The organism is Metabacillus crassostreae, from assembly GCF_016908395.1.
In the GTDB taxonomy this organism is placed as follows: domain Bacteria; phylum Bacillota; class Bacilli; order Bacillales; family Bacillaceae; genus Metabacillus; species Metabacillus crassostreae.
This window is the reverse complement of record NZ_JAFBDU010000012.1, coordinates 17,354-36,958: the sequence shown is the minus strand read 5'-3', so window position 1 is coordinate 36,958 and position 19,605 is coordinate 17,354. Positions and strand designations below refer to the sequence as shown.

10 protein-coding genes and 1 riboswitch are annotated in these 19,605 nt (G+C 34.2%); of the genes, 3 read left to right on the top strand and 7 right to left on the bottom strand.

Going from position 1 to position 19,605, the window contains the following annotated elements; all coding sequences use genetic code 11:
* Positions 1-12: 12 nt before the first annotated feature.
* The 4 genes from JOC75_RS21785 to JOC75_RS21770 form a co-directional block, all read right to left on the bottom strand.
* Positions 13-1,119, bottom strand: a complete 1,107-nt coding sequence (locus JOC75_RS21785; protein WP_204956084.1) for an anti-sigma factor domain-containing protein — start codon at positions 1,117-1,119, stop codon at positions 13-15.
* Complete coding sequence (sigI, locus tag JOC75_RS21780) at positions 1,116-1,862, bottom strand: RNA polymerase sigma factor SigI (RefSeq protein WP_204956083.1); 747 nt, start codon at positions 1,860-1,862, stop codon at positions 1,116-1,118. Before sigI ends, JOC75_RS21785 begins: the two co-directional genes overlap by 4 nt.
* A 590-nt stretch (positions 1,863-2,452) precedes the next feature.
* Complete coding sequence (locus tag JOC75_RS21775; RefSeq protein ID WP_146947306.1) at positions 2,453-3,259, bottom strand: TerC family protein; 807 nt, start codon at positions 3,257-3,259, stop codon at positions 2,453-2,455.
* Positions 3,260-3,316: 57 nt separating this feature from the next.
* Positions 3,317-3,489, bottom strand: a riboswitch (yybP-ykoY riboswitch).
* 103 nt (positions 3,490-3,592) lie between these two features.
* Positions 3,593-4,237, bottom strand: a complete 645-nt coding sequence (locus tag JOC75_RS21770) for a DedA family protein (protein ID WP_338036621.1) — start codon at positions 4,235-4,237, stop codon at positions 3,593-3,595.
* Between the two features lie 89 nt (positions 4,238-4,326).
* Between JOC75_RS21770 and JOC75_RS21765 the strand changes: the two genes are divergently transcribed.
* The gene (locus JOC75_RS21765; protein ID WP_204956082.1) at positions 4,327-5,106 is read left to right on the top strand and encodes an undecaprenyl-diphosphate phosphatase; all 780 of its coding nucleotides are present in this window, start codon (positions 4,327-4,329) and stop codon (positions 5,104-5,106) included.
* A 117-nt stretch (positions 5,107-5,223) separates the two neighbouring features.
* On the top strand, positions 5,224-6,114 hold the full coding sequence (gene ku, locus JOC75_RS21760; protein ID WP_204956081.1) for a non-homologous end joining protein Ku: 891 nt from the start codon (positions 5,224-5,226) through the stop codon (positions 6,112-6,114).
* Between the two features lie 117 nt (positions 6,115-6,231).
* Here ku and pulA read toward each other — a convergent pair whose 3' ends face one another.
* Together pulA and JOC75_RS21750 are read right to left on the bottom strand one after the other, a co-directional pair.
* On the bottom strand, positions 6,232-13,314 hold the full coding sequence (pulA, locus tag JOC75_RS21755; protein ID WP_204956080.1) for a type I pullulanase: 7,083 nt from the start codon (positions 13,312-13,314) through the stop codon (positions 6,232-6,234).
* A gap of 186 nt (positions 13,315-13,500) precedes the next feature.
* Positions 13,501-14,025 carry a D-glycero-alpha-D-manno-heptose-1,7-bisphosphate 7-phosphatase gene (locus JOC75_RS21750; RefSeq protein ID WP_204956079.1) on the bottom strand — a complete coding sequence of 175 codons (525 nt, stop codon included), beginning with the start codon at positions 14,023-14,025 and terminating at the stop codon, positions 13,501-13,503.
* A gap of 67 nt (positions 14,026-14,092) precedes the next feature.
* Here JOC75_RS21750 and JOC75_RS21745 point away from each other — a divergent pair, with 67 nt between their 5' ends.
* A complete protein-coding gene (locus JOC75_RS21745; RefSeq protein WP_239589618.1) occupies positions 14,093-15,931 on the top strand; it encodes a DNA ligase D in 1,839 nt (612 codons plus the stop codon).
* 73 nt (positions 15,932-16,004) lie between these two features.
* On the opposite strand, the gene JOC75_RS21740 is transcribed toward JOC75_RS21745, so the two are convergent.
* Positions 16,005-19,268 carry an efflux RND transporter permease subunit gene (locus JOC75_RS21740; protein ID WP_204956077.1) on the bottom strand — a complete coding sequence of 1,088 codons (3,264 nt, stop codon included), beginning with the start codon at positions 19,266-19,268 and terminating at the stop codon, positions 16,005-16,007.
* Positions 19,269-19,605 lie beyond the last annotated feature (337 nt).

Genomic DNA, 19,605 nt, shown 5'->3' with positions numbered 1-19,605 from the left:
TCAGACTTTTTTTTAATCATCTTCTTTTTCATGTTTGTCGTTGTCATCATCGTCGTCATCATCTTCATCTTGTTTATGATGATTTTTCCCGTAATTTCTCATATCTTTATTATTTTCTCTTTTTTCTTCTCTTCGTCTCTCACTATCCGCTTTTCTCTCTGTTTTTTCATTTTTTCTAAATTCTTTATTTTTGTCTTTTTGTTCTTCTTTTACCTCATTCCGCTTTTCAGATTTTATATTTTCTTTTATTTTATTTTGTGATTCTTTAAGTCTTTCTTTTGTTTCGTTCTTCCATTCAGAATTATTATTAACATTTGGTTGAACTGGTACCGGGGCATTTTCAATCTCTTTTTGAGTACTTGTTTCTTCCCCTTGTTTACCCTCTGGCTTAACAACATCATTTTTTTCATGATCAACATCTTTATTATTTGTTAATTCTAGATACTTTCCAGTTGATATTCCTTGTTTTTTAGCTTTTTCTCTAGTTTCTGAATCAGTCTCAATCGTTTTAACGACCATTTCTTCATCTTCCATAGAATGACGAATTTGATCTAGATTGTCTGTTAGTCTTTCTTCTATCTTCTTATCTTCTTGATTAACAACAGTTGCAATAAGTATTTCTTTACCTGGATACACATAGCCCTTTGATTTCGACTGATCTACAATTGTGTTAACCACTTCTACAAAAGATTTCCCTTCCCAATTAGAGAGTTCTATCATTAGCTTTTCAGCTTCTTCATTAATTGGATCTAGAGAAAGTACTTTTAATTTCTGATCAATTTTAACTTCAAAACTAGGGTTTATATCAATTGACATGTAGGCATATGCTTTATTTGAATTTAAATCTGGTAAAAAACTAAAAATAAACACCATGATTGCTAAAAAGGATAGAGCACCTACTCGTGTTCTTTTTAAACTTAGAGCAGATAAAACTCTATTTTTCAATAATTTTGATTCTCTAGTAGCAGCTTCCTCAAGCTTATCAACTAAAGGAAAAAAAGTAATTTCTTCGCCTATCTCATACATACCCTTTTCATTGGTTGCTTTTAAAAATTGCCCTTCTGGGGTAAGCAATGTTATAAAGTCATCATTTCTATCTACGACGACCCCTCTTTTCATGAATCTATCACCCCTTTAACATAATCTTTTAAATAGACAAAATCCCCTGATAGAATGATAGCCATGGCAATGATGTATTTTCTGTTTCTCTCGATCGTTTTTCGGCTAACTTGAACTTTTCCTTCTAGTTGCTTAACAGGTAATTGTTTCTTATGAAATAGAAAATTTCTCAATTCTTCATCTTCAACCAATTTCCTAGCCACTAATAAAGCATTTTGCCTTGCATCAAAATGTTTAGGAGATTGTTCAACAATTTCAGTAAACGTTAATTTAAATTCTTTTAAACGGTGTTGAAAATACCCTATCTCTTCCTTACGATGTTCTTGCTCTATCTTTTTCCTATAGTCATCTGTTGATAAATCTGCTTCTACTTTACTTTGAGAAGTTTCAGTTTCCTCATTTTCATTTAAATCTAAGTGAACGGTATATGGTTGACGTGCTTCTTTGCGAATATAGTCTATAACTTTACGTTTAATCACAAGTTCTGCAAAAGCTAGTAAGGAACTTCCTTTATCTGTTGAATACTTTTCAATTGCATCATTAAAAGCAATTAATCCGATACTAAATTCATCGTCATTTTCACTTATATATCGTTTACAAACTGATGATACAGCCTTAGCAACAAATGGTTTGTACTGATCAATTAGCTCATTTTGTAATTCACGATCACCTTCTTGAATTAATAAAACTGTTTCTTCTAATGTATGTTTCTTCTTACCTAGTCTAAACAAAAGGCTAAGCACCTTAGTTTCACCTCTGTTTCCCCTATATTACTTTGTCTATCATAGCTAAATCATATAGGGATCGCAAAGGAAGATATATGAAAATTTCTTTCTATTATTTCTAGAAATAAGACAAGTGTTACAAACCATATGTCTAAAGTCCTAAGAGCGAAGCAATTTACCAATCCGTAGTATTTTACAGTTTCTGAATTACAATGAGAGTAGACGAGAAAGAAATCACAGGAAAAATAAGCACCCACTTTCTAATTTTTCATTTACACTATATAGTTTCGCTGTCCTTAATATAGGTAAGGGTGTTGATTTAAAATTCTTTTAAAAAATCTCCATATGAGTATATAGAACTAAAAATTGTTACAAAAATGACATTGAATTGTTTTCTTTCTATCCTTTTTTTGCGGTTTTAAGGACTATCTTTCCTTGAGGACTTTAAGTAAAAAGGTACAAACCTATCTAGTGTTAGTTAGGTAGCCCTTATAAGTTAATCAAATGACTAACTACTAAGGAGAAAAGTCAATGAGGTCATATCACTTTAGAGATCCAATACAAACAGAAAAAGGAAGTGGAGTCCATCTTTCTCCACTTCCCTTACTTTAATTGCTTTCTACTTTTCTTAGATTTGGCTCTTGATCTATTTCGTTCACAAGCGACTCTTCTGTTACTTCCTTTGATAAGAACCATCCACTAATCGCTATTCCTGCTAAAACAATCCAGAATATTAACTTCCATGTTGGTGATTCAATAAAATGTTTTGAAACAATATTGATTTCTGGATGTGCTAATGTATACAACGCAAGCTTTACACCTACCCAACCAACAATAACAAAAGCCGCTGTTTCAAGAGAAGGCTTTTTCTTAAGAATCTTCACAAAATAAGTTGCTGCAAATCTCATTATAATAATTCCTATGATACCACCTGCAAGAATGACTAAAAACTGTCCTCCATCTATTCCACCAATAGCAGGAAGGTTTGTTGCAGGTAACGTTACTGCCAAAGCAACTGCTGCAAGAATTGAATCAACTGCAAACGCCATATCTGCTAACTCAACCTTAAAAACTGTTCCCCAGAACCCAGATTCTTTTTTTGGTTTTTTAAGATGCTCATTTTTCTTAAATACATATTTTTTAAAAATATGATTTATAGAGATATAAAGTAAATAAATTGCACCAATAGCTTGCACTTGCCATACATTTACTAAGAAAGAAATTAAGAATAAAGCTCCGAACCTTAATACAAATGCACCTGCTAATCCATAAAATAGTGCCTTTTTCCTTTGATCTTCAGGTAAATGCTTAACCATAACAGCCATTACAAGTGCATTATCAGCAGCTAAAATTCCTTCTAATGCAATTAGTACTAGAAGCACCCAGCCGTACTCTAACAATAAAGTCACATCCATCATTTTTTCCTCCTATGCTCTTAAGGTCTCATTACATTCTTTTCCACCAGAATTTCTAGCACCTAAGTTAGCATAGGAAACAAAAAAAGACCTTTGCCAACTTAGGCAAAGGTCTTGCTGAGCATGTAAACACCGATCATGCCAACAAAGCCGATGGATATCAATCCATGAAATGACGACTTTGTTTTCAGGAAAAAAACTCCTGAACGCTACTCCCCTTTGAGAAGAAGAATATTAAGTTATATTCATCATACTTTCAGTCAATGGTAAATGTCAACAGTTTTTCCTTAAATTATATTAATCTTCCATACTAACCTTATTATTGTTAAATTATCATGAATGGTTATTTTTAGATGATATATGCTCAAATGTTTCTTCATCAATTGAATTTCGCTTTTTTCTCGTAATGATTTTATACGCAATAAAAATAAACAAAACAGTTAAGCCAATTGGTAAAATATATTTATTCGCTAGTGCTCCTACATCTTCCCATCTTTCTCCAAGCTTAAAGCCTAGATAAACATAAATAAAAGTAATAGGTAACATAGCAATAAAAGTATATATTGAGAAAATCCAAACATTCATTTTAGCCATTCCACACGGAATAGATATAAGTGTCCGTATACCTGGAAGAAATCTCGCTGTGAATGCAACCATTGCACCATTTCTTTCAAAAAACTCATCTGATTTAATGAGTTTTTCTTCATTAATGAAGAAATACTTGCCATACTTCAACAGAAAAGGCCTTCCTCCATATCTCCCAACAGCATATAAGGTTAGTGGTCCCAGTGTACCGCCTATAGTTCCAGCCAGTACTGTTCCCCAAAGTGTCATATCTCCTTCATATACCCAAAAACCAGCAAGTGGTAAAACAAGCTCTGCTGGTACAAATTCTATTGTTAAAGCAAGCATGATTCCAAAATAAGAAAGCTCTTTAAAGTTTTCTACCAATGTTAAAATTAACTCTTCCAATTTGATCACCTATTTTCCAAGCTGTGTTCTACAAGCATATATCATACACATATTCATGTATACAGACAAGCATGATTTTTAAGGAGGGAACAAGGATGGATTGGCTTCAAGCGATCATTCTAGGTATTATCCAAGGTTTAACTGAATTTATACCTATTAGTAGTACTGGACATCTATATTTAGGAAGAAATTTCTTTGGTCTTGAAGAAGCAGGTTTGTTTTTAGATACTATGTTGCATATAGGAACACTTATTGCTTTGTTTGTTTTTTATAAAGACATTTTAGTAAAGCTTATTAAAAACCCTTTTAGTCGTATTGGTTTATTATTAATTGTAGGCACAATACCTGCTGTTATAGCTGGGTTATTGTTCAATGATTATTTCGAAACCATCTCAAAAACAGGCGTAACAATCGGCTGGGAGTTTCTTGTAACAGGACTATTTCTCTGGTTTGCTGATTCAATTAAAAATGGAGAAAAAAAGGTAGATGATATAACTTTTTTTGATTCTTTTTTTATAGGAAGTTTCCAAGCTATTGCTATTTTCCCTGCGATTTCTAGATCCGGTATGACAATTGTCGGTGCACTCATTAGAAAAATGGACAAAGAAGCAGCAGCTTATTTTTCCTTTCTTCTATCAATACCTGCAATTTGTGGTGGAGTTATATTTCAATTTAAAGATATTTTATCAGGAAATGTTCCTCAAATTAGTTTTACATCAATGTTGGTAGCAACAATTGCATCAGCCATATTTGGTTATATCGCAGTCAAATTCATGATCTCTTTTGTCAAAAATAAATCACTTAAGCTTTTTGCGATATATGTTTGGGTACTCGGTATAACAATTTTAATTTTACAGCAGTTAGAGATCTTTTAATTTCTGTGATAAATTCCTGACAAAAGATTTGGTATGTATTGCTACTTATTAAAAAGTAGGATAAACCCTATGCTAATAAATAAATGAAGGAAATTTTTTAATAAGGCAGGGATATATATGCATACAATGTGGAAAGGATCCATTAGTTTTGGACTTGTAAATATACCAATAAAGCTTTATGCAGCAACCGAGGATAAAGATATCAAGCTAAGAACCCTCCATAAAAAATGCCATACACCTATTCAGTATGAAAAGAAATGTCCAAATTGTGATGAAGAAATATCACCTGATGAAATTGTAAAAGGTTATGAGTATGTAAAAGGAAAATATGTTGTTTTAACTGATGAAGAATTAAAAGAGATTAAAGATGAACATGAAGATAAAACAGTTGAGATTATTGATTTCGTCAAGATGGAAGATATTGATCCTATTTATTTTAATCGATCATACTTTATTGGACCAGGAGAAAACGGTGGTAAAGCCTATGGATTATTACGTGAATCATTAACTAAATCCGGTAAAATTGGTATTGCAGAGATAACAATTCGATCAAAACAACAGCTTGCAATCGTACGTGTTTATCAAAACTGTATTGTGATGGAAACTGTTCATTATCCAGATGAAGTCAGAAATGTTAAAGAAGTACCTAGTGTGCCTGAGCAAGTTGAAGTAGGATCAAAGGAGCTAGAAACAGCAATAATGTTAATTGATCAATTAACAACAACATTTGAACCTGAGAAATATAAAGATGACTACCGTCTAGCTCTTCAGGAATTAATTGAGCGAAAAGTAAACCAAGACGAAGGAAAGACACCTTCTGAAGCTGCTCCTAGACAAAATGTGGTTGATTTAATGAGTGCATTACAAGCTAGTATCGAAAAAACAAAAAAGCCTCAAGCAATACCAAAAGTTCAACAACCAAAAGTAGTTGGTGGAGATGTGACTAAAGAAAAAGGAACAGAAGCAACATCAGCTAAAAAAACAAAAACTGTTAGGAAAAAAGCTTAAGATCTGATATGAGAGGAAATCTTACTAATAAGATTTCCTCTCATTTTATTTCCAATAAGAAAAAACAAAAAAAGCTTGATATTGGGAAGCACCCACTATCAAGCAAATAAAATCATTTTATTTTTCTATTTGAATTTTTCTTCGTTGAACAAATACATATACCCCACCAATAGAGATCACGATAAAACCGATCACTAACCAGTTATAGCTTGTAGTTGCTGTTGAAGGAAGCTCATAGCCATCCTTAGAAGGTTCTGAGATTGTTTCTACATCATCAACCTTTGTAACTTCTACTACTGCAAAGATACTGAAATGTGGAGTACGAACAGTTACTTTACCATCTTTATATACAGCACCTGGTACGATCTCCCATTTCTCTGTTTCTTCATTGAAGTAAATTACCTCAACATTTTCTGGATTTTTAACGTTTTTTGGGTTTACATCAAATACTAGTTCAATCTCTTCATTAAAGTTGTGGATATACTTTCCATCTACAAGTAATGAGAAGTCATACACACCACTAATGAAACTGTCATCTTCCATATCCGCTAGACGCTTAACAACTAAATCAGCACCTTCTGGAATAAGTGATATTGGAACTTTTATAGCAACTTCTAAGTCTTTAGGAGCTAGAGTTACTGCCTTTATTCCTTTTTCTATTAATAAAGAGATATTTTCTTTTGTTAAAGTGAATGTAGCTTTAGATGATTTATTATCTTTTAATTCAATGATAACTTGATCGCCTTTGCCCACTTTTTCAAGATCTTTATTTTCAATTGTTACTTTACCATCTTTTATTTTTGCTTTTACAACAACTGATTTTGGTTTGTCATTGTTTTTTCCAGGATTGTTTCCTGGGTTGTCTCCCGGATTGCCTCCTGGATTATCTCCTGGGTTGTCTCCTGGTTTATCTCCTGGGTTGTCTCCTGGTTTATCTCCTGGGTTGTCTCCTGGGTTGTCTCCTGGTTTATCTCCTGGGTTGTCTCCTGGGTTGTCTCCTGGATTCGGCTCTACCTTCTCAGCAGCAAGGATAAAAGTACCACCATCAACACTACCAGGTAAGTCAACAGTTACTTCTTGATTTTCATTTACAACGTATTCTTTGTTGTTGTATAGGTCAATTAATTTTGTATTAGCAGCAAAGTCTACTGCAAACGTTGCTTGTGTTGCTGTTTCTGCAGTGTTTAAACCAACTAATGCTTGCTCACCTTCATACTCTCTTTCAAATACTAAATATCCTTTTTCATCTCCACCAGCTACTTTTTCACGAGAACCTTTAGAGAATACTTTTGAGTAATCTGCACGGATGTTTAGTAAAGTTGAGTAATGATTGTGAAGTGCCATTGCTTCAGGGTCTTTATTTTCATAAAGCTCCCAAGGCATAGAATCACGGTTTTGACCAAATGATAGAATATTACCATTTTCGTCTTTCTTCCAATCAGCCGTACCAGAGTTACCTAATTCTTCACCATAGTAAATAACTGGTTGACCTTTAGAAGTGATTTGAAGAGCAGCAGCTACTTTTAATTTCGCTCTGTCTCCACCTACATATTCTGTTAAGAAGCCGTTTTGGTCATGACTGCTTAAGAATTGACCTAATGTTGCATTGTTATTAATGCGTCCATTACGATCTTGTAAATATTCATCAACACTATCAATGCTTCCTTCAACAAATGATTTTGCTTTTTCTTTGAAATCAAAGTCTAATAAAGAATCCATTTGACCTGTTCCTAAGTAGCCTCCATCATTGTCAACACTTGCACCCCAATATTCGCCTATCATTTTGAAATTAGGATCAATTTCAACCAAACCGTTTTTCAATGCTTGCCATGTTGCTTCTTCAACGTGCTTAACAGTATCGATACGGAAGAAATCAATCGTATCTCCACGATCAGTTCTTGCTCTTTCTAACCATGCAGTTTGCCACTCAACTATTTGTTGTCGAACTGCTGGATCTTCTGTTTTGAAGTCTGGAAGATTATCTAGCTCACCTTTCACTTCGTGACCAGGTAGCTCTTCATCACCCATACGTAACATATCTTTAAGCTTAGCTATTGATTCTTTAGATGGAAGGTTTTCTTCATCTTTTAACCAATCACTTTGACCTTCATCTGTGTCTACCTCACCCTTCATACCATAACCAGCATGGTTGACAACAACGTCTAGCATAATTTTAATACCTTTATCATGTGCTTTTTCGATCAATTCCTGGAACGTCTCAATGTCTCCTAAGTGTGCATCAAGCTTCTCGAAATCTTCTGCCCAATAGCCATGATACGCATATTGCTTCGCTTCTAAATCTCCGCTTGTTGTAAAATCAAGTCCTTTATTAAAGTCAATATTATCAACAACAGGGGTAATCCAAATTGTGTTAATTCCAAGATCATCAATGTAATCTAACTTATCGATAATACCTTGTAAGTCACCACCATGATAAGCTTCTTTATGGTTTGGATCATATTCATCTAACTTACCATCTTCGCCACCATTATTAGAAGGATCTCCATCTTTGAAACGGTCTGTTAGCATAAAGTAAATCCGTGCTTCATCCCAATCAAATGCTAGTTCATCACCTACTGATTGCTGTGGCTTAACAGTTACTTTAATTGTTTTAGTATGTTTGTTACCAAACTCATCAAGTGCTGTGATCACAAGTTCTTTTTCTCCAGCAACTACTGTGTCGCTTGCACCAATTGCAACTTTACCAACAGTTTGGTCGATAACCACCTTGCTTTTACCACCAAGAGGCTCAAGATTTACAGATAACTCTTCAATATTTACTTCTTCTTCAGTTGTTGCACTTGCTGATAATAATGCATTTTCACCGTACGTAAACTCTTCCGGTGATACACTCGCTTCAATAGTTACATCTGGACGATTATACGTAATTGTAGACTTACCATCTTTTGTATTATAAGGATCTGTAACCTCAGTCGTTTCCCCGTCTTTAGTTACTAAGAAAGTATATTCATGTGTACCTTCTGCTAAGTCTGATAACTTATAAGAGAAGTATTCATTTTCAGAACTATACTCCATATCATACTCAACGTCGTCTACTTTCACTTTCACTGAATCGATTGTATCCATAGCATCGTTCTTGAATAGATCTTCATCACGATAGAAGAAAGTTACTTCTCCATCTGCTAATACTGGTCCACCAACATGTGGTACTTGAGTGTGCCCAGCTACACCAGTTACAACTGTTACTTTTGTAACAATCGCGTCACGATCAATTGTCACATTATGGTCATCACTATCAGGTGCTACCTTGGCTGTTGCCCAATCTTCACCTTTACGTACTAGAAATCCAATTGATTCTGTTTCAGGAGCAATTTCAACATTCGCAATTGCTGTGTCACCTTCAAATGATTCAAAGTTAATTTGATCATTCTTAACGCCTGTGTTCCAAACCCATAAGTTCCACTCACCAAAATCACCAGTGAAGTCACCATCAGGTCTCACATATTTAATACGTACATAACGTTTTACATTTTCTTTCACTATAATGTCTAAAGCAGCTTCTGCTTCACCAGATTTCGCCGTAATCACGACATTTCCTGGTTTCACACCAGTTACTTGACCTTGACTATTAACTGTTGCAATTGTGTTATCACTTGTAGACCAAGTTACTTTTGCACCAAGCATATCTTGAGCAAATTGATCTTTTACTAAAGCTGATAGTTGTGTTGAATATGTTGCAAACACAGAGTCGTTTCCTGAAATCGTAATTTCATTAGCAACAAGCTCTTCAACAGTTACTTCGATCGTCTTTTCAATGTCGCCTGCTTTAACTGTAATTGTAGCCGATCCTTCAGCTAAACCTTTTACTTTACCTTGAGAAACAGTTGCAACACTTACATCTGAAGAAGACCAAGTTACTTCTTCACCAAGTATTACACGATCTTTTTGATCTTTTACATAAGCTGTTACTGTTTTCGTTTCACCAGGGTTGATTGCTAATGTATCAGGATTAACTGTAATACTAGTTACTTCTGGAGTATAAGATGCTTCAGATTGATCGTAAAGAACCATCATTGAAAGCCCTTCAACTGATACTTTATCTGAATTTACCGTTCTAATAGTTTCTGTACCAGCAGTCGTATGATCTACTACTACGTTCCAGTTACCGTTAGCAGGTAAGCTTACTTCCTTCGCTTCTTTATTTGCATTGTAGATCACTACTATGTTTTTCCATGTATCATTGTTTGCATTGTCTTTTAATTGATAAGCAACAATGTTTTCATCCTGCTTTAATACTTCAAAATGTTCATTAACTTCTGCTTTTGTATCCATTTTAAATGCAGAATGGTTTTTTCTTAAATCAATTAAGCCTTTGTAATAATTGAAAACAGACTCATACTGATCTTTTAATTCCCAACGAATCATATTGATATTGTCAGGGCTCTTATAGCTATTATGATTACCATATTTACTTCTTAGCATCTCTTCACCAGCGTGTAGGAAAGGAATACCTTGAGAAGTTAGAACTATACCATTAGCTAATAAGCTACGTTTTACCAACTCATTATCTAGTGGATCTTCTTCAGTGATAACAGCATGAGGATTTTCACTTGCATCCTCTCCAGCTACTGCCATTAACTTATCCCAAAGGTTTAAGTTATCATGAGCCGTTACATATGTGATTGTTTCTTGCGGGTCATTGGCAAATTGATCGATAGCACCTTTAACACCTGCTACGATATCGCCTTCTTTACCAGTTGAGCCTGTAGCAAATCCCGTACTATTATCGTCACTTCCGCCTTTAATCGCACCACGAATATTATCATTGAATACTGCGTATCCTTGATCTTTTTGAGTTCCTTTAAAGTGTTGCATTGATGCAGGAAGACTTGATGATCCACCTGTCCATGGCTCACCATAAATTAACACGTTAGGATCTACTTCATTTTTTAACTCTCTTGTAAGCTCTTGCATTGTTTTTTGATCAATTAATCCCATTAGATCAAAACGGAATCCATCGATACCAAATTCTGTTGCCCAATAGTGAACAGAATCTTTAATGTATTTACGTACCATTGGACGCTCTGAAGCTACTTCATTACCAGTACCAGATCCGTTTGTAATTTTACCAGTATCATCAGTACGGTAGTAGTATCCAGGTACTATTGCATCAAATGGTGATTTTCCTTCAAGCTGTGTTGATTCATTCATGTACGTATGATTGTAAACAACGTCAGCTATAACGCGAATTCCATTATCATGTAAAGATTGAACCATCTGCTTGTATTCTTTAATTCTACTTGTTGGATCAGTAGGATCACTAGAATAAGAGCCTTCTGGAACATTAAAGTGAATTGGGTCATAGCCCCAGTTGAATTTCACTTCATCAGAGTTTGGATCATCCACTTTTAATTCATTTACAGAACCAAAGTCATATGTTGGGAGTAAGTGTACATAGTTAACTCCTAGTTCTTTTAAAGAATCAACACCAGTCTTTACACCACTTGGACTAGTTGTTCCCTCTTCTGTAAACGCTAAATATTTACCTTTATTGTCCATTCCTGAATCTTCATTAATTGAGAAATCACGAACATGGAGCTCATAGATAATTGCATCGGCTGGTGAAACGATTGCAGGCTTGTCCGTTGGATCAAATCCACTTGGATCTGTACTATCTAAGTCTACAATTGCTGTTCTTTGTCCATTTGCTGAAGTTGATACAGCATATGGATCAACTGCATAATTTACATCACCATTCGCAAATTCTACTTTATACATATAATATTTGTTTTTAAGATCTTCATTCACTTCTAAAGACCAAACACCGTTATTTGTACGGTTCATTTCAGTTTCTATGCCATCTGTATGGTCAGGTACAAAAGCACCTTCATAAGTTCCTGCATTATCATAGATTGCTAGACTTACTTTTGTAGCTGTTGGTGCCCAAAGTTTAAATGATGTTTTGCTAGAAGAATAGTTATAGCCTAAGTCTCCATCATAGAAGAATTGATCATCATTTAATACATTGCGCATTGTTACAACTTTACCTTCAGAATTCCCTACTGATACTTCATAAAGCTTTCTTACATCTACATTCACATTGTCTGCTAGTGTAATTTTCGCTTTTGTATCAGAGATTTTTGTAGTTGTTGTTTCAATAACTTCATTTGCTTCAACATCTGTTACAACTAACTCTTGGTCACCAAAAGCTTTGTTTGTTGTTACTAAAATCTCAGATAAAGAGTCCATTAATGCTGATTGAACATTTATTGGCTCTGGCGATTCGATTATTAACAATGAGTTACCATCCTTAGTCTCAGTGTTTAAAGGATCTGTAATCTCTTGACCATTCCAATTACGTTCGTTTCGTAAAAATTTGTATTGATATTCGCCTGGTGCTACGTTTTCTACTGTTACAGAGAAAACACCCTTATCGTTTAATACCATTTCATAAGCTGTTTCCAAGCTCCAGTCATTTAATCCTCCGATTAAATAAACTGCTGTTTCATTATCTTGTGATTGCTTGTAATTAAACGTTACACTTCCGTCTTGATTAATAACAGGACTTTGAAGAACTTCAACTGTAAACGTCGAGTTACCATCTAGTTGAGGATTTTTGTTAGCAGGATCTGTAATCCATTCTCCATCCACAATTAATTTATATTGATAGTCTCCATTTGGAAGTTTCTGAGTTAGCTCCCAGATTCCTTCAGACTTCTCGGTCATCTCAAGAGCTCCGTTTTGCCAATCAGTAAAGCTTCCAGCTACTTTAACTGAATCAGCTGCTCCTTCATAAGTAAAAGTCACACTGCCGTCGCTTCCAATTACAGGACTTTCAACAGTTGGAGCTGGTGGTGGCTCTACCTCACCTTTTGTAAACACTGAATTTCCATCAGCTTGGTTTGGATTATTAGGATCTAACACCCACTCTTCTTTGTTATCTACAATAAACTTATACTGATAAGTACCATCTTCTAACGGAGTAGTTAGCTTCCAAATACTCTCTGACTCTTCAACCATATCAAGAGGACTCGTTCCCCACTCAGTAAAGCTTCCAGCTATTTTAACTGATTCAGCTTCACCTTCATAAGTAAATGTTACAGTACCGTCATCATTTACTACGGGACTCGTCACTTCTGCGCTAACGCTTGCATAAGGAATTAATCCTGATAAAAGCTGTAGCACTAATGAAAATATTACCAGCATAGAGAGCACTTTCCTATTTTGTTTTTTCAACACCAATTTCCCCCCTAAGTATTTTTTGAATTTGCGAAAACGTTTGCACAAAAACTAAAATAGTAAAGATTTCTGTTAAGGAAATCTTTTGTCATTTTAATAATATTGTAATCGTTTTCAACAAATCTACATATTTAGAATATCACCTTCTGTAATTAGACGCAACAAAAAAATGTAACCGTTTTTATATCAGGTTACATTTTTTATTATCCAAGTAGCCGCTTCATATAGTGATTCAAATTGAAAATCTGCTAAGCCTTCCACATCCCCAATTAGTATCGTTTTTGTTCCTGCTTGTTTCCCAGCCGTTATGTCAACATCTCGATCGCCAATCATAAAACTTTCCTTTAAGTTTACCTCGTGCTTTCTAGCTAATTGCTGAAGCATTTCAGGTTCAGGCTTACGACAAGCACATCCTGCATGTGGCTTATGTGGACAATAAATGATATCGTCAATTTTCCCTCCATATTCTTCAATATCATTTTTCATTTTTTCATGTACCTTTAGAAGCATTTCCTCCTTCATATAACCTAAGCCAATTCCACCCTGGTTTGTTACAACAAAAACTAGATATCCAGCATCATTTAACAGTTTTATCCCCTCTCCTACTCCTTCTAACAAGTACATTTGTTCAGGTTTATTGACAAATTTCACTCTATTACTTAACACTTCGTTAATGACACCATCACGATCTAAAAAAACAGCTTTATTCATTCTTTACAAACTCCTTTCATGAATTAGTGCAAATCTGTTCATATTAAAAACAATGACATATATAAGGATGATCAATTTGAAACCAATGCTACCGACCTTAAATACTGAAATTCCTAAAGGCACAGATTGGGTTTACGAAACCAAATATGATGGTTTTCGAGCTATTCTTACTATTACCCTGGATTCAATCCAATTAACTAGTCGAAATGAGAAATCATTAAACGATAGCTTTCCTGAAATTATTTCAGAAGTAAAAGAGCAATTTGAAAAGCTCAAACCCTATTTACCTTTATCAATGGATGGAGAGATTACATATCTTACTTCAAAACATTACTCAGACTTTGAAAAATTACAAATTAGAGGAAGACTAAAAAACTCAGAAAAAATTGCACATTCATCAAATTCAAATCCTTGTAGATTTCTTGCTTTCGACATAATAGAAACAAACAATACTTTATTTGTTGGAAAACCGTTTGGTGAAAGGAAAAAATGGCTTCATAATCTTTTTATGGAACTCGAGCTTCCTACTAAAATCGATCCTTCAAATCAGAATCTTTTACAGTATGTTCCATATACAACGAACTATACAGCGTTGTGGGAAGAAATACGCCTTGAAGATGGTGAAGGGATTATCGCCAAGCACCTTAATGGTAAATGGGAAAGTGGTGTTCGCTCAAAACAATGGTTAAAAATTAAAAATTATAAAAAAGCAATTTTCTTTATAACAGGCTATGATAAGGAAAATGGATACTTCCATGTAGGAGTTTTCAACCGTGACAACATCATTTCAGTTGGTGTTTTTTCACATGGAATTTCTAGCGCTGAACGTGATGCACTTATTACTATTTTAAAGGAAAACAAAAAAACAGAAACTGCAGCTTTTATTGAAATGTCTCCTGCCATAGTTGTTGAATTACAATTTCTTTCTTTATATAAAAATCAATTACGCGAGCCTTCTTTTTTTACCTTTCGTTTCGAAAAGCAGATTGAGGAATGCTCATGGGATATGTTACTTCTATCAACTGCACCTTTACACAAGGAGCTATCAATTACTCATCCCGATAAACCTCTATGGGAAACAATGGATGTTAAGAAGGAGAACTTTCTAAGCTATTTATATCAAGTTTCTAAGTTTATGCTTCCATTTTTAGAAGATAAATTATTAACAGTTATCAGGTTTCCTCATGGAATGTTTGGAGAAGCCTTTTATCAAAAAAATTGCCCGGATTATGCACCAGAATTTATCCAAACAGAAATTCATGATGATATAAATTATATTATTTGTAATAACTTATCAACCTTACTTTGGCTTGGAAACCAGTTAGCATTTGAATTTCATATTCCATTTCAAACCATTGATACAGAACATCCTACAGAAATCGTATTTGATCTTGATCCACCATCACGAGAATATTTTCACTTAGCTGTTAAAGCCGCTGTAGAAATGAAGAAAGTCTTTGATCAATTTGATTTGCTTACATTTCCTAAGCTTTCAGGAAATAAAGGCTTGCAAATTCATATACCTCTTTCTAAAAATTCACTGTCATATGATGAAACAAGAATATTTACTGCTTTTATAGCTGAATATCTTGTAACAAGCTTTCCTGAGGATTTTACAACTGAAAGAATGAAGAAAAATCGCGGTAATAGACTATATGTTGATTATATTCAACATGCAGAAGGTAAAACAATTATTGCTCCATATTCACTTCGCGGAAAAAAAGAAGGTGCCTACATCGCAGCTCCATTATTATGGGAAGAAATTAATAAATACCTTTCTGTTGAAGATTACACAATTGAATATGTTTTAAAGAGACTCGATACCATTGGATGCCCCTTTAATAACTACTTCACAAGACCACAGGATGAAACACTCAGAACAATTATTAACGGTTTAACACAATAAAAAAGTAGAAAAGGCTGGGACATAGCAATAGTTTAATTGAACGATCGCCCTTATGTCCTAGCCTCTCATTTTGTTATTTTTTATCTTTTACAATATCAATAATCTGTTCAAGCATAGTAACCATGTCTTGTTTTTCGTACTTAGAGGTTGATTCTGGTGGTGCAGGTAATTGTTCTTTCTCTTCTTTCTCTATACGTACGTCTTCCTCGTCTTTTATTAGTCTGTCATCCAATAAATATGCTGGAATAAGCTGTCCATCTGGTGTTACATATTTCTTGTTCATTCTTCTCGTCTCTTTATCAAATAAGCTGTAGACGATCGGAATGACAAATAGTGTTAGAAAAGTACTTGAGATTAACCCGCCAATAACGGTTATTCCCATTGGCCTGTTAATTTCTGTTCCCTCACCCAAGCCTAATGCTAACGGCACTAGCCCTAAAATTGTTGTTAAAGCTGTCATTAATATCGGTCTAAACCTTACCTTAACTGCCTCAGTTAAAGCATCATGGGTTTTAAAGCCTTGTGCTTTCTTTTGATTTATATAATCCACTATAACAATTGCATTGTTTACAACTATCCCTGCTAAAACGATAATACCTATAACTACTGTTAAGCTAATTGGTGAATTAGTTAATACTAGCGCAATTCCTACACCAATTATCATCAGTGGAACTGTAAACATAATAACTAATGGATATTTAAATGACTCAAATTGAGCAGCCATAACAATATATATAAAGACTATCGCTAACACAAATGCTAACAGCATATCATCTAACGAAGATTCAAGTAGATCTCTGTCTCCTCCAAATGTTATTTCTGTATCATCTGAAAGATCTAATTCTTCAATTTTTTCATCAACTAAATTGGAGATTTCACCCAAATTTGTTGAGTTATTAAATCTTAGATCATACTGAACAGCAACTTGTTTATCAATACGCTGAATGGATACTGGTCCTTCTCCAACTTCAATAGCTGCTACTTCGCCTAATTCAACAAAGCTATTATCAGGTTTTTTTATAAGCAGTTTTCTAAGTGAATCTATGTTTTCTCTTACAGAATCATCATAGCGAACATTAACACTATAAATTTCATTATTATCTGCATTTGTGATTTGAATAGCATCAGTACCACGTGTTACATCATTAACAACCATTCCTATTTGAGCGGGACTCAAACCATTATTAAGTGCTTCCTCCCGATCAATGATAATTTGGATTTCTTCAATCGTTTCTTGAAGATCATTACTTAATTCCTCTACATCATCCAATTCTAATAAGGCTTTATCTATTTTACTTATAGATTCTTTTAATCTGTCTTTATTCGTGTCCTTCACATTAAATGTTAATGTGTTGGGGGTTGAGCCTGTAGAAGATTGAGTGTTAAATGATAATTCTGATGTTTTGTTAATAGAATTAGCTTCCTGCTCGAGAGACTTTTTAATATCATCAATAAAGTCAAAAGTAGAAACATCCCTGTTATCAAGCTCTTTTAGTTTGACATAAATCTCTGCTATATTCGTACTACCTGTTCCACGAAAAGATTCCTCTTGTGTGGATCCTATTAAGCTTACATATAGATCAATGTTCTCCTCATTCTCCAGTTCATTTTCAAGTGCTTCAACAACCTTACTTGTTTCAGAAAGTGCTGTTCCATTTTCCAACTCAACATCAATAGTGAAGAAACCTTCATCTGTATTTGGTAAAAATACTGATCCAACTCGGGATAAACCGTAGATACTTCCCACAAATAATAGAAGTGTTAAAATCAAAACTAACGCTCTATTTCGTAAAGCCCAGCTTATTGATTGATCTAAAGATTTCATAAATGAAGATTCACGACGAATCTCCTCTTTATTTTCACGTGGTTTTCTCAACAGCTGACTTGCTAGCATTGGGACAATAGTTAATGCTACAAATAATGAGGCAAATAAACTAAATGCAATGGTTAAAGCAAATTCTTTAAAGAGATCTCCAATAATACCTGATATAAATACTACTGGAATAAACACAGCTACCGTTGTTAAGGTTGAAGCAATAATCGCAGGACCCATTTCCTTTGCCCCTTCATATGCAGCTTCCTTCGGATTTTTCCCCATTGATAGATGTCGATATATATTTTCAATAACTACAATTGCATTATCTACAAGCATTCCAATTCCGAGTGCTAGACCACCTAATGTCATGATATTTAATGTGAAGTTAGAGAAATACATCAATACAAAAGTCACAATAACTGAATAAGGAATTGCTACACCAATAATCAATGGACTTTTTACACTTCTCAAGAAAACAAAAAGAATAAGCATTGCGAGTAGCCCACCAACAATTAACGTATTAACCATATTACCTATTGCTTGATCAACATATTCACCTTGATCAAAGATGATATCTGCACTTATTGAATCATATCTATCTTCTTCGAGCATTTCAGATAGCTTTTTCTGAAAGGCATCTGATACAGCAGCTGTATTTGCATCAGACTGCTGTAATACACTTACTAGTAAGGAAGCTTCTTGGTTTGCACGAGTAATGGTATTAGACTTTTGAGGTGTAATTTTCACCTCTGCAACTTCTTGTAAGGAAATATTTTCTCCATCTGCAGGATCTTTTTTCACCACAATATTTTTTAGCACATCAAGAGAATCAATTGTACTCATGACTCTTGTTGTTAATTGCTTTCCTTCTGTAACAACAGTATCTCCAGGAGTAGTTACGGAATTTGCTCTTATTACATCAACTATCTCAGATTGGCTAATTTTGTAGTCTCTTAGCTTCTCTTGATCGAGAGTGACACTGATCTCATCAGTCGTTAATCCAGAAAGATTTACGCTTGCAACTCCCTCTGTTTTCGTTAACTCTTGTTCTAACTCTTCTGCTAGTGTCTGAAGTTGTTCAGCACTTTCAGCAGATGTAAAAGAAAGTTGAATGATCGGGAACTGAGAAGGATCAAATTTCAAAAAACGAGGATCTCCAGCATCATCAGGTAAAGGAGCATCCTCCATTTTGGTTCTAATTTCGTCTTGAACATCATCTATTTTTGTTGTCCACGAAAATTGCATTAACACTAAACTAGCATTTTCCTGAGAAGTCGAGGTAATCGTGTCAATTCCTTGAACAGTTGACAGAGCTTCTTCTAGAGGTTTAGAAACTTTCTCTACAACTTCATTTGGGCCTGCTCCTTGATAGTTTGTAACAACCACTCCAATTGGAGGGTTAATTTCCGGAATTAATTTTAATGGGATATTTAATACTGAAACAGCTCCTAATATAAACACAAGTAACATCGTGACAATTGTAAATACCGGTCTCCTTATTGAAAAATTACTTATTTTCATTTAGTTACCCCTCTCAAATATGTATGTCTAATAACTGAAGAACAAATTGATGATAAGTACATAAACAATTTTAATTATAAAGTGTAGGTTATTTGTTTTTTTAACTTACTCAGTTAGTGATACTCAGATAATAAAGTTTATATATACCATTTACAAGTTTTAACATGTTTTTCTTCATTCATTCCAAGTTTGATAAACTATGCATAACTAGCATATCTACAAGGGTTTTTGAATTCAATTAAATTGCTCATTAATTAAGAAAGGCAATAATAAAAGTTCAAATCAAGATTTAATCTTTATAAAAAAAGATAACTAATATTCATAGAAACACAAATAG